The 13,898-nt window shown below is 70.1% G+C and carries 13 protein-coding genes; 3 read left to right on the top strand and 10 right to left on the bottom strand.

Features of this window, described 5'->3' with window-relative positions; all coding sequences use genetic code 11:
* Positions 1–182 precede the first annotated feature (182 nt).
* Entirely contained in the window at positions 183–1,484 is a 1,302-nt protein-coding gene (locus tag ASG41_RS20760; protein ID WP_056300034.1) for a M23 family metallopeptidase, read from the top strand.
* Positions 1,485–1,558: 74 nt separating this feature from the next.
* Complete coding sequence (locus ASG41_RS20755; RefSeq protein WP_056300030.1) at positions 1,559–2,485, top strand: cation diffusion facilitator family transporter; 927 nt, start codon at positions 1,559–1,561, stop codon at positions 2,483–2,485.
* A 199-nt stretch (positions 2,486–2,684) separates the two neighbouring features.
* Here the strand turns inward: ASG41_RS20755 and ASG41_RS20750 are convergent, their stop codons facing one another.
* Positions 2,685–3,743, bottom strand: a complete 1,059-nt coding sequence (locus ASG41_RS20750; RefSeq protein ID WP_235564957.1) for an arsenic resistance protein — start codon at positions 3,741–3,743, stop codon at positions 2,685–2,687.
* Positions 3,744–3,812: 69 nt separating this feature from the next.
* On the opposite strand from ASG41_RS20750, the gene ASG41_RS20745 reads away from it, so the two are divergent.
* Positions 3,813–4,214: a MerR family transcriptional regulator gene (locus ASG41_RS20745; protein WP_056300026.1), complete on the top strand. Its 402-nt coding sequence runs from the start codon at positions 3,813–3,815 to the stop codon at positions 4,212–4,214.
* A 226-nt stretch (positions 4,215–4,440) separates the two neighbouring features.
* Here the strand turns inward: ASG41_RS20745 and ASG41_RS20740 are convergent, their stop codons facing one another.
* The 9 genes from ASG41_RS20740 to ASG41_RS20700 all read right to left on the bottom strand — a co-directional run bounded on the left by ASG41_RS20740 (position 4,441) and on the right by ASG41_RS20700 (position 13,870).
* Positions 4,441–4,701, bottom strand: a complete 261-nt coding sequence (locus tag ASG41_RS20740) for an SHOCT domain-containing protein (RefSeq protein ID WP_056300024.1) — start codon at positions 4,699–4,701, stop codon at positions 4,441–4,443.
* Positions 4,702–4,887: 186 nt separating this feature from the next.
* The gene (locus ASG41_RS20735; RefSeq protein ID WP_056300021.1) at positions 4,888–6,357 is read right to left on the bottom strand and encodes a multicopper oxidase family protein; all 1,470 of its coding nucleotides are present in this window, start codon (positions 6,355–6,357) and stop codon (positions 4,888–4,890) included.
* 146 nt (positions 6,358–6,503) lie between these two features.
* Positions 6,504–8,540, bottom strand: coding sequence for a heavy metal translocating P-type ATPase (locus ASG41_RS20730; RefSeq protein ID WP_200939162.1), 2,037 nt, complete (start codon positions 8,538–8,540; stop codon positions 6,504–6,506).
* A 310-nt stretch (positions 8,541–8,850) separates the two neighbouring features.
* On the bottom strand, positions 8,851–9,462 hold the full coding sequence (locus tag ASG41_RS20725) for a DUF305 domain-containing protein (RefSeq protein WP_235564956.1): 612 nt from the start codon (positions 9,460–9,462) through the stop codon (positions 8,851–8,853).
* Positions 9,463–9,583: 121 nt separating this feature from the next.
* Positions 9,584–10,054 (bottom strand): hypothetical protein, encoded by a 471-nt coding sequence (locus tag ASG41_RS20720; RefSeq protein WP_157519593.1) that lies wholly within the window; start codon positions 10,052–10,054, stop codon positions 9,584–9,586.
* A 191-nt stretch (positions 10,055–10,245) separates the two neighbouring features.
* A complete protein-coding gene (locus ASG41_RS20715; RefSeq protein WP_235564955.1) occupies positions 10,246–10,665 on the bottom strand; it encodes a YkvA family protein in 420 nt (139 codons plus the stop codon).
* A gap of 227 nt (positions 10,666–10,892) precedes the next feature.
* Positions 10,893–11,978 (bottom strand): cation diffusion facilitator family transporter, encoded by a 1,086-nt coding sequence (locus ASG41_RS20710; protein WP_056300005.1) that lies wholly within the window; start codon positions 11,976–11,978, stop codon positions 10,893–10,895.
* The gene (locus ASG41_RS20705) at positions 11,975–12,343 is read right to left on the bottom strand and encodes a metalloregulator ArsR/SmtB family transcription factor (RefSeq protein ID WP_304438037.1); all 369 of its coding nucleotides are present in this window, start codon (positions 12,341–12,343) and stop codon (positions 11,975–11,977) included. Before ASG41_RS20705 ends, ASG41_RS20710 begins: the two co-directional genes overlap by 4 nt.
* 408 nt (positions 12,344–12,751) lie before the next feature.
* Positions 12,752–13,870, bottom strand: coding sequence for a TDT family transporter (locus ASG41_RS20700; RefSeq protein WP_055767973.1), 1,119 nt, complete (start codon positions 13,868–13,870; stop codon positions 12,752–12,754).
* Positions 13,871–13,898: the final 28 nt, after the last annotated feature.

Raw genomic sequence — 13,898 nt, 5'->3', positions numbered from 1 at the left:
GTCCAGCCGGTGACCGACCCGGGTGACCCGTTCGGGGTGGAGACTCAAGGACGCCACCACGCCGGCCGTTAGTACTACGACAGGTAGTTGTCGTATCCGCTGGAGGCCAGGCCGTCGTGAGCACTGCAACAACCCCACCACGGGAACATCACGGCCTGGGCCGGCGGCAACCTCGGGTGGGCGTGGCGGTCGGCGTGCTGGTGGTCGCCTTGACCTGGTCGGCCGGGCCGGCGCAGGCGGCACCGCTCAACCCCAGCGACACCGAGATCTCGGCCGCCCAGGACGAGCAGGACGCCGCGGCCGCCGAGGTCGGACGTCTGGCTGCCACCATCGCCGACGCCCAAGCCCAACTCGAGCAGACCAACGCCGTCGCTGCAGCCGCCGCGGATGCCCAACTCGTCGCCGAAGCCGACCTGCTCCGCGCCCAGGAGGCCGCGGTCGTGGCTGCGGTGGAGCTGGAGGCGGCCACGCTCGCCACGCAAACGGCACGAACGGCGGTGGGGGACCTTGGTGCCGAGACGTACATGCGTGCCGGGGACCTGGGCGGGATCAGCGCTCTGCTCGCCGCCGAAGGACCCTCGCAGATGCTGCAGCAGGCCGTCACCCTGGAGTACCTGGCCGCTGACCGGGTCAGCCTGCTGGAGGACCTGGAGACCGCTCAGCTGCGACAGGCCAATGCGACGTCACTGGCCGATGCAGCGGTCGAGGACAGCGCCGACGCGCAGGCCGCCGCAACCGCGGCCGCTGACACGGCGACCGCTGAACTCGCGCTGGCGCAGTCGGCCCTGGACGGACTGGCCACCCAGCAGGCCGACCTGCAACAGCAACTCCAAGACGCCCAGATCCGGCTGTTGGAACTGCAGGGCCAGCGCGACGGGTACGCCGCCTGGCAGGCGCAGCAGCAGGCCGCCCAGCAAGAGGAAGCAGATCGAGCCGAGGCAGCTGCTCAGGTACTGGCCCAGACGGCAGCCCAAGCACGCGCCGGCAACGGGCAAGGCGCCGGCGGCGGTGCCGCAGCCACCGCGGTCCCCCCTCGCCCCGGGCCCGCCACCACGGCTCCGCGACCCCCTAGTGCAGGTGGCGGCGTGGCACCGACCAGCGGGCGCTTCACGTCCTGCTATGAGATGAGGTGGGGCCAGATGCACAACGGGCTCGACATCGCCGCACCCATCGGAACCCCCATCTACGCCCCGGTCGCCGGCCGGGTCGTGCGAGCGGGACCGGCGACAGGCTTCGGGCTGGCCGTCTACATCCAGCACGACGACGGCACCGTGACCGTCTACGGCCACATCAACGATTTCTTCGTCACCACCGGCCAACGCGTCACGGCGGGACAACTCATCGCCGAGGTCGGCAACCGCGGCCAGTCCACCGGCCCCCACCTGCACTTCGAGGTGCACAGCCAGGGCATGTACCAGGGGCGGACCAACCCGATGCCCTGGCTGCGGGCCAGGGGAATCGAGATGGGCGGCCCCTGCAGCTGACACCCCCTTCCCTTCCCCGCGCCCGGTGAGGCATGCTGACATGCGCACACCCGCATGTCAGAGGAGACCGCGTCATGGGCCACGACCACAACCACGCACCCTCACCGGGGGCCACGGTCTCGGCCGGCTACCGCAAACGGTTGGTTGCGGTTCTGGCCATCACCGTCACCGTCCTGATCGTTCAGGTCGTGGGCGCGCTGATCTCCGGCTCGTTGGCCCTGCTCGCCGACGCAGGCCACATGGCCACCGACAGCCTGGGGGTGGTGTTGGCGTTGGTCGCGGTGACCCTGGCCCAGCGAGCTGCCTCGGCCCGGCGCACCTACGGCTGGCAGCGCGTTGAGGTGCTGGCAGCCCTGGGAAACAGCTTGCTGCTGCTCGGCATTGGGCTGTACATCGTGGTGCAAGCCGTCCAGCGCATCGGGGACCCCCCGGAGATCCGCTCCGGAGTGATGCTGGCCGCCGCTGTGCTGGGGTTGGTCGCCAACGGGGTCTCCCTGCTCATCCTCAAGGGCGGGCAGGACAAGTCGCTGAACATGCGCGGGGCATACCTGGAGGTCCTGGGTGATGCGCTGGGCTCGATTGCCGTCATCGTCGCGGCGATCCTCATCATCACCACCGGGTGGACCGGTGCCGACGTCGTGGCATCGCTAGTCGTCGGGGCCCTCGTCCTGCCGCGGGCCTGGTCATTGCTGCGCGACGCCCTCGACGTGCTGTTGGAGAACGCCCCTCGCGATGTCGACATGGCCCAGGTGCGCCAGCACATTCTCAAGACCGACGGAGTGGTCGACGTGCACGACCTCCACGCCTGGACCATCACCTCGGGCTCCAAGGCGCTGTCGGCTCACGTCGTGGTCAGCGAGAACGCACTCGCCAACGGCCACGGCGGACGGGTGCTCGATGCCCTGGGGGGCTGCCTGGGTCAGCACTTCGACATGGAGCACTGCACTTTCCAGCTGGAGTCTGCAACCCACCGGACGCATGAGGCCCCAGTCCACGATTAGGTCAATGCCAGTCCTGCGCCCGACTGCCCTGACACCCATATCGGGGCGCCTCTGGGTGCCGCCGTGGTGGTCGGCACGGGGTGGTGAGGGTCGGGCTCGAGTGTCTAGCTGAGGTGAACGGTGGCGTTGATAAGCAGCTGCTGTTCTGACTTCCGCTCGGGTCCAGGTCTGCCCGTCCGGGCATCCACGCTGCTGCAGTTCAGATCGTCTCCCTGACGTCCTCTGGCTCAGGGATCAGCAAGGGGATGAGCCGAACGAGGACGACCATGCCGATCAGCTCGATGAGGGTCTGGGTGACCACGGTGACCGGTGCCAGGGACAGCGCGGGTGGCAACGCGAGGGCCAGCGGCAGTACGACCAGGGAGTTGCGGGTTGCTCCGCTGAACACCAGCGCCCGCCGGGAGGGCACGTCCAGCGCGAAGGCCCTTCCCGCAGCCCATCCCAATGCTGTCGCAATGACCAGGAACGCCGCGTACAGGGGGAGCAGGAGGACGAGCTGGTCGGCCTGGGAGCTGACCGCGGCGGCCTGGGAGGCGACCACAACGAAGAGGGTGGCCATCATCAGCGGCACCATGGCGCCCAGCACACCGGTCTGCAGCCGCTGCCCGATGGGGTGTCGAGCGGCCAGGGCCTGCGTGCCGGCCGCTGCGGCCAGCGGGATGACGATCAGGACGAGGAAGGCTTCTGCGAACGGGCCGACGTCGACCACTGCGACCCCCTCGCGGCCGATGAACAGCAGCAGGTAGACCGGCAGCAGCAGCACCTGGGCGACCATCAGCAGCGGGGCCGCGGCCAGCAGCTTGTGCGAGGCGCCCCCGGCCAGCCCGCTGAACACGATGACGTAGTCGATGCACGGGGTCAGCAGCACCAGCAGGACTCCGAACAGCAGCGCTGGTTCCCCGGCGACGACCCGGGACAGCGCGAACGCCACCGCGGGCATGAGCACGAAATTGACGACCAGCACCGCGAGCAGGAACCGCCCGTCGCGCAGCGCTGCCCCGATGGAGGCGAAGGGCACCCCGAGGAATGTCGCGTACAGCAGCAACCCCAGCACCGGGTTGATCGCGGTCTCCAGGTGCGCCGTGCCGGACACAACCACGCCAATGACCCCGCCGGCGGCGATCGCGGCCAGGTAGAGGCCGATCTGGTGCCGCTCCAGCCAGGCCACGGCGGCCTCCGCGGCCATCACCGCAGGCGCCCGCCCGGCGGCGGGGAGGGGGGCGACCGCCGGGTGGGGTGTCGGGTCGGGGTTGGGCACGTGGACCGACGGTAGAGCTTCAAGCTGCTCGAAGGTCAAGACCGCCGCCGGTCACCTACCGTCGTCGCCGTGAGGATCTCGGAGGTGGCCCGGCGAAGCGGTGTCCCGGCGACGGCGTTGCGCTACTACGAGACGCTCGGGCTGATCACCGCCGCCCGTGCGGGGAACGGCTACCGAGACTTCGACGAGGACGTGTTGACCCGCCTGGACCTCATCGAGGCAAGCAAGGAACTTGGGCTGCCCCTGCAGACGATCGCCGGGCACCTGGACACTCTGCAGACCCGTTCGTGCACCCAGGTTCGGGACGACCTGCGCCCCCTGTTGGCCGACCAGCTACGCCAGATCCAGGCCAAGCGCGACCGGCTCGAGCGCCTGGCCGAGCGCCTGGCTGCCGCCGACAAGGGGTTGGCTGACTGTCCGGACTCCCAGAAGCACTGCTCGTCTGAATGTGCGCTGGGCGCCCGTCGCTGACCGCTCCCGGGCGGCGCCCTTAGCCGTCGGGAACTGCGCGTCAGCTACGAGCCCTCCGCCGGTGCGTCACTGTTGGGTAACCCGACGTCGACCCACAAACCCCCGTATGAGGACCTACACAATTCGCGTCACAACGCGTCCCGAAACTCGATGTGGTTTTGGCGGCTTCGGGCTATCAGGCCTGCACATGCGGATATCGCGACTGGCTGCGGCCGGCGAGATGAGGTCACTTGTCGGTTCCGGTCGGTGATTGACCGCGCAGGACGGCGAGGCGGTTGCGGTATTCGGTCTCGTCGATGTCGCCGTGCGCGAAGCGTGCGGCCAGGACGTGCTCGTAGGTCGCGGGAGCTGCGGGTTGGGCGGTGGTGCGGGTGGAGCGGACGAGGAAGACGACGCCGGCGACGACGATCGACCAGAAGATCACCATGGCTACGACCATCAGAGTCATCCCCCAGCCATTCATGCCGTTGTTGTACGAGAACATCATCGTGGGCTCCCTGCTCGGTCGTGCGGTGACGCGGTTGGCCACTGGTGGGCGAGAAGTGGCCTGCCTCTGGGTCGAGCTTGTCGGGTTTGCGGCTGGTCTTCGACTGGCGCAGGTCACGTGCCTGGGGGTCGAACGTCCCGTTCGGGGCAGCGGTGGGCGTGGCCTGTGGCGCGTTGAGGACGCAGGTCAGTCGGTGTAGGACAGCACCGTCATCATCCCGGCCTCGCCGTGGTAGGCGTTGTGGCAGTGCACGAGCCACTGGCCGGGGTTGTCGGCGGCCAGGTCGGCGATGACGGTCTGGCCGGGGACGACGAGCATGGTGTCTTTGCGTGGCCCGGTGGTGCGTCCGCGGACCTGCAGGGTGTGGCCGTGGACGTGAAGGGGGTGGAACATCATCGTCTGGTTGCGGATCGTCAGCCGGACACGTTCTCCTTGCCGGAGGTGCAGGTCCTCCCGGTCGTCGAAGGTCCGCCCGTTGATCGTCCACCGGTAGCCGGCCATTCCGCCGCCTAGGTCCACGTTCAGCTCGCGGTCGATGCCGGTGTCGGCCAGTCCCACGGCGGGGTCGGCGGAGAGCTCCAGCAGGGCGGTGACCTGCCGGTCGAGCTCGGACACGGTCGTCGAAGCGGTGGGTGCGGTGGCACTGGGGCTGGTACGCAACACGAGCAGGCCCGCACCGTTCTTGCCCTCGGCGCGGGCGATGAGGGGAAACGCCCCGTCGGTCAGGGTGATGAGGCAGTCGGCGCGCTCACCCATGCCGAGCAGGACGGCGTCGGTGTCGGTGTGGTCGACGGGGAACCCGTCGGTGTGGGTCAGGGTGAGGCGGTGGCCACCGACCGCGACCCGGAACGCGGTGTCGGCGCCGGCGTTGATGATGCGCAGCCGGATCCGGGCACCGGGGGAGAAGGTGGCGGTGGCGGGTGCGTCGGCGGTGCGACCGTTGATGAGCATGTGGGGGTACGCGACGTCCCCGCCGTCCCCACCCAGCAGAGACCCGGCAGCAGCACCTCCGCCGCCCATCCCACCCATGCCGCTGGTCGAGGAGGTGAGTCGGGCCAGGACGTCGTCAGGTGTGGTGCCGGTGCCGTCGATCCAGTCGTCGAGGACGACGACGAGGTCGGCGTCGTAGCCCAGTGGTTCAGCGGGGTCCTCGACGATGAGTGGCGCGTAGAGGCCCCGGTCGAGCTGGACCCCGACGTGGGGATGGAAGAAGTAGGTGCCGGGGTTGGGGGCGGTGAACCGGTACGTCCGGTCCGCACCGGGGGCGATCGCGCGTTGGGTGATGCCGGGGACGCCGTCCATGTCGTTGCGCAACGCCAGCCCGTGCCAGTGCACCGAGGTGGTCGCCGGCAGCTCATTGGTCACGGTCGCCACGACCTGGTCCCCGGCTCGGACGCGGATCTCGGGACCGGGCACGATGTCGTTGAACGCCCACGTGGACACCGTGGTGCCACCGAGATCGACCGTGGTGACCCCGGCGCGCAGGGCGACGGTGGTGGTGGCGCCGGTGGTGGCCCGGGCGGCCTCAGCCGCGGCCACCGCGCGGCTGCCGGGGCCCACCGCCCGCGCCGCGGTGGGGGAGGAGCACGCTGCCAGCGCCACGGCGCCCACGCTGCCGGCCGCTGCTCCCAGGAATGTGCGCCTGCTGATCGACATCCACGCGACCTTCCTTCTTGCCCGTACCCGGTAGGGGTATGCCCAGCATTGGGTTGTCGGGTGTGTGTGAGCTGGGTGGACGGTGTGGCCAGCACAGCGCACCGGGCCATGGGGGACCAGGGTCGTGAGGACGTGGTCCGGGAGTCTCAGGTCGGGGGTCGGTGGTCCTCGCCTGGGTCGGCGGAGCCGGCGGGGACCGGGTCGGGTGCCGGGATGTCCTGCGGGGTGCGGTCGGTGGTCAGGTCAGCGGGTAGGAGGTCCAGGCGTCGCAGGAGCTGGGCGTTGAGGGCGACCACGACGGTGGAGGCGGACATGAGCAGGGCACCGATGGACATGGGCATGACGAACCCGATCGGCGCCAGCACGCCGGCGGCGAGGGGGACGGCGATCAGGTTGTAGCCAGCTCCCCAGACCAGGTTCTGGATGCTCTTGCGGTGGGTGGCGGTGGACAGGTCGATCACCGAGACCACCGATCGGGGGTCGGCTGAGGCCAGCACGATCCCGGCCGAGGCGATGGCGACGTCGGTGCCTGCCCCGATGGCGATCCCGACGTCGGCGCGGGCCAGGGCGGGGGCGTCGTTGACGCCGTCGCCGACCATGGCGACCCGCTTGCCCTCGGCCTGCAGGGCCGCGACGGTGGCGGACTTGTCCTCGGGTCGGACGCCGGCGAAGAACCGGTCCACGCCCACCTGTCGGGCAACCGAGGCGGCGACGGCCTCGGCGTCCCCGGTGATCATGACGACCTCGATGCCGCGGCGGTGCAGTTCACCGACCGCGGCCCGGGACTCGGGGCGGACCTCGTCGGCGAGGGCGAGGGCACCTGCGACCCGTCCGTCCACGACGACGTGCAGGATGATCGACCCCTCGCCCCGCCAGCGGTCGGCTGCGGGCAGTTCGGCCGCGCCGACCTGGGTGAGGAGGGCCGGCCCGCCGACCTGCACGGTGTGGCCGTGCACGGTCGCGGTCACCCCGACGGCGGGGGAGGAGGTGAAGTCCCCGGCGGTGGGAACGTCCAGCCCCCGCGCGCTGGCGGCGCGGACGACGGCCCGGGCCAGGGGGTGCTCGGAGTCGGTCTCGGCCGCCGCGGCCAGCGCCAGCAGGTGGCCGGCGTCCCCGTCCGGGTCGGCGTGCTGGACGTTGATGACGGTGGGGCGGCCCACGGTGAGGGTGCCGGTCTTGTCGAAGAGCACCGTGGTGACGCCCCGCATGGCCTCCATCGCGAGGCGGTCCTTGACCAGCACCCCGACACGGGCGGCCCGTTCGGTGGCGATGGAGATGACCAGCGGGATGGCCAGCCCGAGGGCGTGCGGGCAGGCGATGACCAGGACGGTGATGGCCCGGATGACGGCCTGGTCGGGGGAACCGATGACCGACCACACGATCGCGGTGGTGATCCCGGAGCCCAGGGCGAACCAGAACAGCCACCCGGCGGCGGTGTCGGCCAGCCGCTGGGCGCGGGAACCCGAGGCCTGGGCGTCGGCGACGAGCTTGCCGATGCCGGCCAGGGCGGTGTCTTCCCCGGTCGCGGTCACGCGCAGCCGGATCCCGGAGTCGGTGGCCACGGTGCCGGCGACGACCCGGTCACCGACTTCGCGGCGGACCGATCGGGACTCCCCGGTGATCATCGACTCGTCCACCGCGGCCGAGCCCTCCACGACCTGACCGTCGGCGGGGACGCGGCCACCGGGCCGCACGACCACGACATCGTCGACGACGAGGTCGGCCGGGGCCACCGTCTGAATCTGACCGTCCCGGACGCGCTCGGCCTCATCGGGAAGAAGCGCCGCCAGGGAGTCCAGCGCCGAGGACGTCTGGGCCAGCGAGCGCATCTCGATCCAGTGCCCCAGCAGCATGATTACCACCAGCAGCGCCAGCTCCCACCAGAAGTCCAACTCCTGGGACACCAGCCCCAGCGTCGAGGCCCATGAGGACGCGAACGCCACGGTGATGGCCAGGGCAATCAGCAGCATCATCCCGGGCTTGAACGACCTGACCTCGGCGACTGCGCCGGTGAGGAACGGCCGCCCGCCCCACAGGTAGATCACCGTGCCCAGCACCGGGGACACCCAGGCCAGGCCGGCGACGTCAGGGAGCGGGTATCCCAGGATCGAGGCGAACATCTGCGACGCCGCCACCGTGGGGACAGCGAGCAGCAGGTTCCACCAGAACAACCTGCGGAACACCGCCACATGGTCCACGTGCCCCGCGTGCCCCCTGGGGTGTTCGTGACCAGGAGCAGCTTCCCGGGATCCCTCATGGGCCTGGTTCGCAGGCTGGCCTGCCTGATGCTCGGTAGTCGGCATGCGACGTCCCTTCTCGGTCTGGATACCCACTAGGGGTACCACGTATACCACCGGGGGGTATATCACGGCCAGTGCCAAAGGGACCAGAGAATGGCGGATCCACCTCCCCCACCGGCAGCCGTCCTGCAGCACCCAGGGGCGGTGCCGGCAGTGCCGGCACCGCCCCTGGATGTCATGCAACCTGCGGGTACTACCCGGCGAGGGTCTGGAGGAGCTGTTCCATCTCGGTGATCTCGGCACTCTGGGATGCCTGGATGTCCTCGGCCATCGCGATCGCCGCGGGGTCCTCGCCGTCGGCGATCTCGGTCTCGGCCATGCCGACGGCACCGGTGTGGTGCTCCAGCATCATCTCCAGCCACATGCGGTCGAACTCGACACCGCTGAGGGACTCCAGGGAGGCCATGTCCTCGCTGCTCATCATGCCGCTCATTCCGCCCACGCCGGAGTCGCTGCCGCTGTCTGAACCCCAGTCCTCCAGCCAGCCGGTGAGGGTGTCGATCTCGGGTCCCTGGGCTGCCTCGATCCTGGTCGCCAGGTCCAGCACCTGCGGGTTGGTCGACCGGGTCTGGGTCATCTGCGCCATCTCCACGGCCTGGTCGTGGTGCGGGACCATGCCCTGGGCGAAGGTGACATCGGCGGTGTTGAAGGTCGCGTCAGCCGGGATGGAGGTGGCGGCGGATCCGCCGGCGGCCGTGTCCTCTCCCCCCGAGCAGGCTGACAGGGCCAGGGACCCTGCGATGAGGGCACCGGCCACCGAGGCGAGTCGGCGGGTGTACGTGGTTGTGATGGGTGTGTGGTTCACAGTCGACTCCTGAGGCTGCGGCGCGGCGGCCAGGCAGGGCCGCACCAGGTGATGAGGGATGGGTGGAACCGGTGACACCCCTACGTCGCTGAGGACAGCGGGAGGGTGTCGGTGGTTCGGCCTAGACCCTCAGCACGCAGAGACGACTGAGTTCTGGAGCTGGAAGGGACGCGACGACGGAGCCGACGGCGGTCCGCAGTCGATCCGAGGCAGGGGCCATGACGGTGAGCAACCGGCGGCGGGCCAACCACGCGGCCAACACGGCCAGTGCGATGCCCACCCCGCCGGAGAGCACCGCCAGGCACACCATCAAGGCATGCACGGCGCCGCTATGACCCGCAGGGTGTTCGGTGGAGTCACCGACACCGGCGGCGGCCGGATCCGGTGCGGTCTGACCCGGCGTGGCCGTTAGCCCCGCGCCGCCGGCGACCATGTGGCTCATGCCGGTCTGTGCGGTGGGGGCCAGAGCGGCGGCGGCCGTGCTGGACTCAGCAGGCTGCTCGGGGCCCTGGTCCGCGGCGGCGCAGCTGAGTCCGTGCATGCTAAAGACAGCCGCCAGCAGGAGCAGCGCCCACATCAGCCGCGACCGCATCACACCTCCTGGCTCAGGACCGGGTACCCCACCAGGGTAAGCAGTCGCCGCCGTGCAGAGCATCCATCACCATCGCGAGACGTCCAGTGCGTGGGCTGGTCGGATCAGTCCGGCCCGTACAGAATTTGGATCTGCACATCAACGGTTACAGGACCGGAGCGCTGGCCGGAACGGGCACTACTGGTCCGGCATTACCGGCTTGCCCTGACGCGCGCGAGCTGCTTGACCAAGCCAAGTCCCTGCGAGGTGCCCGGCCAGTGCCGGTCGAGGGTGTCCGGTCCCGCCCGCCGAACGACCGAGCGCAACACCAGAGCGACCACGAGCGCGTCGTCGGCGTACCCGAGCACCGGGATGAAGTCCGGGACCACATCGAACGGCATCGCGAGATAGCCGAGCAGGGCCAAGAGGCGGAAGCGGATCGTGCGCGGCAGGGAGCGGTCTGCCGCGAGTCGCTTGACCAGGCGCAGCACATCCGGCAGCAGCCGCATGGCCTCCCGCATCGAGACCGACTCAGGATGCGTCCGGGAATACCGCCAGAGCAGGCCCAGCAGGAACAGGTAGACAAGTACGAACCCCGCCATCGCACCGAGAGCAGCCTGCCACCACCTCACCTGCGCTCCTCGACGGTTGCTTTCGCGGGCCCTGGCCGGACCAAGACATTACGCAGCCACTGGGCAGGACTGGCGGCCACCGCTCGTCGAGTGCGGCTCGGCGCATCGGGGCGTCATCCAGCCGGTGGCTGGTGGCGCCGGTCTCGACGATGATGCCGCCGGTCGACGATGGCGGCGCTAGTTACCTGTTGCATTTGACGCGAACCGCGGCGGTCAACAGATGACCTCTAGGTGGTACTGTGGTGGGCGAGTGCGTGGTGCGGGTCGTGGTCGGCGGTGGCGGGGCTGACGTGGACGGTGGCGTCGACGAGCTTGGGGACGTCGTGCAGCAGCCGGTGGTGGACGTCGACGGCGATGTCGTGCCCGGCGGTGATGGTCAGGGTGGGGTCGACGGTGATGGCGGTCTCGGCGCGGATGCGGTGGCCGGTCCAGCGGACGCGGAGCCGTTCGACGTCCAGTACGCCTGGGGTGGCGCGGATGCTGGCCTCGGCGGTGTCGAGGACGTCGGGTTCGACGGCGTCCATGAGGCGCCGGTAGATGTCGCGGGCTGCGCTCTTGAGGACGAACAGGATGGCAATGGTGATGGCCAGACCGACCAGTGGGTCGGCAAGCGGGAATCCGGCGAGCACCCCGAGAGCCCCGGCGACGACGGCCAGTGAGGTGAAGCCGTCGGTGCGGGCGTGCAGGCCGTCGGCGACGAGGGCGGCGGAGCCGATGCGGCGCCCGACCCGGATGCGGTAGAGGGCGACGAGTTCATTGCCGGCTGCGCCGATGAGGCCGGCGGCGATGACGACGCCGACGTTGTTGATGGGCTGGGGGTCCAGCAGGCGACGGATGGACTCGTAGCCGGCCAGCACCGCCGACAGGGCGATCATCGCGACGATGAAGACCCCGGCGAGGTCCTCGGCCCGGTCGTAGCCGTAGGTGTAGCGGCGGGAGGCGGCGCGGCGGCCGAGCAGGAACGCGATCCACAGCGGGACGGCGGTCAGTGCGTCGGAGAAGTTGTGCACGGTGTCGGCCAGGAGCGCGACCGAGCCGGTGAACCAGACGACGATGGCTTGGGCGACCGCGGTCAGCAGCAGCACGACCAGGCTGATCTTTAGGGCGCGGATGCCCTCGGTGCTGGACTCCAGGGCGGAGTCGATGGAGTCGGCCGAGTCGTGGCTGTGTGGCCGGAAGATCCCCAGCACGAACCCCTTCAGGCCGGTCGGGTGGTCGTGGCCGTGCTCGCCGCGGGCGTGGTCGCTGTGGTCGTCGTGGTCGTGGTCGTCGCCGGTGTGCGGGTGGTCGTGGGGTTCAGGGTGGGTGCTCACGAGGGGGCCTTCTCGGTGCGGGGCGGGAGGGTTGTGACCTCTGCGCGGTGGTGGTCTGGGATGGCGGCGGTGGCGTGGTCGGCGTTGTAGACGGCGTCGGTCACCAGCTGGGCAATGTGGTGGTTCTCTAGCCGGTAGAACACCGAGGTTCCCTCCCGGCGGGTGTGCACCAGACGGGTCATGCGCAGCTTGGCCAGGTGCTGGGAGACCGAGGCCGGGGTCTTGCCGACGTGGTCGGCGAGCTCGTTGACCGAGAGCTCCTGGCCGATGAGGGCCCACAACAGCTGGATACGGGTCGCATCGGACAGCATCCGGAACACCTCGACGGCCAGGTCCACCTGATCGGCGGGCAGGACCGGCTGCACTGATCTGCTTTCCGCATCCATACGCAGAGAGTAGACCAACAGGCTGCAACTAGGTCTTCTACGAAGGGTCAAGTCGAGATCGCCCTGCACGAGCGATCGCCCAGCGGCTCACAAACCCCCGTATATGGATCGACGGATTCCGTGTCACAACTAGGTCCGAAACCGCTAGGGCCCTGGTCTGCGGGGTCGATGCAGTGCTCGGCTCCGACGGTCGTCGTCCCCGATGTGCATGGATCGTCCGTGGTGCAGTGGTGTCAGGAGCGGGCTGGTCGGATGTGACTGCGGGAACCGTGGATAGAGCTCCGCTGCGCGTCCGAGGCCCATTCTGTGGGCCGGAACTGGCTGTCCTGCCAGGCGACGCCCGGGTCCGGCCCAGTCGGGTGCCTGGCATGTCCCGGGGGTCGACGGTCAGCGCAGCAGGGCCCCGGTGAGGACCCCGCGCGCCGTGCGCAGGGCGACTGTCGCCCAGGCCCCCAGCAGCGCGGCGAAGAGCATGACGGCCGCGACCTGCAGGAAGGTCTCGCCGGTGTGCAGGGCGAGCCCGGACGTGCCGGTGACGACGGTGCCGACGGGGAAGGTGAAGGACCACCAGGTGAGGGTGAAGGGCAGGTGCGCCCGGGCAGTGCGGACGGTGACGGCGAGGGCGATGCCGGCCCACATCAGCGCGAACCCCCACACCGGGAGCCCGTAGACCAGCCCCATGGCCTGGAAGGCGGTGGCGTAGGGCTCGGGGACGGCGAGGTGGGCCTGGCTGCCCAGGTTGTTCGCGGCGGTGATCGACTGGCCCAACGGGCCGAGCACGATCCACAGCGTGGGCACCATGGCGGCGGCGCCGATCTTGTGCCGGGCCAGTCGGCCCCACACCAAGGTGATCACCACGAGGCTGGCCAGCAGCGAGAGCCCGAACATCGACCAGCACAGGGTGAACAGGGTGGTGCGCAGCTGTCCGGCGGGCAGTTCGGGGACCAGCAGGGCGCCGGTGGCCGCGGACACCATGGGCGGGACGACGGGCATCAGCCACCCACCGAACGCGGCGTCCTCTGCGACGTCGTGGCGGGTGAAGACCAGGTACGGGAGGCCGACGGCGGTGACCAGGCCGTAGACGGTGCCGGCGACCCACAGGACGGCGAACACCCACAGTGCTGCGGTGGCGCCGATGAGGTCGGCGCCGACGAGGTGGGTGGCGACGCCGAAGGCCAGCAGGCCCATCGGTGGGGCGCCGTAGAAGTGCGCCATGACCGGGTTGTCGGCGTGCCCACGGGCGGTGTCGGGGTGGTAATGCCAGTGCGCGAGGGTGGCGGCCGAGACGGCCAGCAGCAGCACCCCGGCCATCACCCACACCACCTGTGCCAGGACCTGCAGGCCCGGGACGGTGACGGGCAGGGTGGCTGCAGCGGTGGCCACGATGGAGGTGCCCATGACCGAGGCGAACCAGTTGGGGCCGATGGTGGCCACGGCCAGTCGCCTGTCGTCGGCGCTGCCGAACAGGCCCGGTTGGGGGGTGGGCTGGATCGCCGTGCTGGTCATGGGCCCATCCTGCGCCGGTGCAGACCCT

The organism is Modestobacter sp. Leaf380 (assembly GCF_001424485.1).
GTDB lineage: Bacteria > Actinomycetota > Actinomycetes > Mycobacteriales > Geodermatophilaceae > Klenkia.
This window is presented reverse-complemented; position numbering and strand designations above follow the sequence as displayed.

What these genes read in the sequence shown, in the direction of transcription:
- ASG41_RS20755 (WP_056300030.1), top strand. Translation starts at nt 1,559, where the DNA reads ATGGGCCACGACCACAACCACGCACCCTCACCGGGGGCCACGGTCTCG.
- ASG41_RS20740 (WP_056300024.1), bottom strand. Translation starts at nt 4,701, where the DNA reads ATGATGTTCTCGTACAACAACGGCATGAATGGCTGGGGGATGACTCTG.
- ASG41_RS20735 (WP_056300021.1), bottom strand. Translation starts at nt 6,357, where the DNA reads ATGTCGATCAGCAGGCGCACATTCCTGGGAGCAGCGGCCGGCAGCGTG.
- ASG41_RS20720 (WP_157519593.1), bottom strand. Translation starts at nt 10,054, where the DNA reads ATGCGGTCGCGGCTGATGTGGGCGCTGCTCCTGCTGGCGGCTGTCTTT.
- ASG41_RS20700 (WP_055767973.1), bottom strand. Translation starts at nt 13,870, where the DNA reads ATGACCAGCACGGCGATCCAGCCCACCCCCCAACCGGGCCTGTTCGGC.